This is a genomic window from Pseudomonas sp. Pseusp3 (assembly GCF_047304225.1).
GTDB classification, from domain to species: Bacteria; Pseudomonadota; Gammaproteobacteria; order Pseudomonadales; family Pseudomonadaceae; genus Aquipseudomonas; species Aquipseudomonas fluorescens_CD.
Map to the genome: position 1 here is coordinate 1 of NZ_JBGLYV010000236.1, position 711 is coordinate 711.

1 protein-coding gene is annotated in these 711 nt (G+C 62.7%); it reads left to right on the plus strand.

Going from position 1 to position 711, the window contains the following annotated elements; all coding sequences use genetic code 11:
* Window positions 1-62 precede the first annotated feature (62 nt).
* Window positions 63-545 carry a serine protease inhibitor ecotin gene (gene eco, locus ACCD00_RS30705; RefSeq protein ID WP_413428933.1) on the plus strand — a complete coding sequence of 161 codons (483 nt, stop codon included), beginning with the start codon at window positions 63-65 and terminating at the stop codon, window positions 543-545.
* Window positions 546-711: the final 166 nt, after the last annotated feature.

Below are 711 nucleotides of genomic sequence, written 5' to 3' on the forward strand. Positions count from 1 at the left end.
GATTTGCATTCACTGCACACGACAGTGAGAATGCCGCCCTTCACTTCAAGCAAGGAGGCATCATGAGTTCTTTGACCGTTAACGCTTGCACAGCGCTATTCGCACTGGGGCTTGCTGGCGTGGCGCACGCCGCCAAACTCGAAGAGACCGCGCCCTATCCGAAGGCCGAGAGCGGGTTTACCCGCCAGGTGATTCACCTCGCGCCACAGCCCCGGGAAAACGACTTTCAGGTCGAGATCCTGGCCGGCAAAACAATGACCGTAGACTGCAACCACCCGCGTCTGGGCGGCATCCTCGAGGAGAAAAACCTCGAAGGTTGGGGCTACCCGTTCTATCGCCTGGAAAAAATCATTGGCCCGATGAGCACGCTGATGGCCTGCCCGGACGGCACGAGCAAACAGGATTTCGTACCGGTGGTCGGTGATGGCTTCCTGCTGCGCTACAACAGCAAGCTGCCGCTCGTGCTGTACGTACCCAAGGACATCGAAGTGCGCTACCGAATCTGGTCGGCGTCGGACAAGGTCGAGAAATCCATTCAGGAATGACCTGGCCATCGGGCGGACCCTCGCGGCGTCCGCTGGCGGCCTGCGCAAGCGTCATGCGGGTGCGCCGCGCCACCCCGGCCGCGCGGCCCCAATCCCCCCGCGGGGGCAATATATTTTTGGCACAGACTACGTTGGGGCCCGGGGGTGGCCCCCCGCCCCCCGGCCG

Bases quoted from the DNA above. Each gene is read 5' to 3' on its own strand.
- eco (WP_413428933.1), top strand. From the start codon at position 63: ATGAGTTCTTTGACCGTTAACGCTTGCACAGCGCTATTCGCACTGGGG.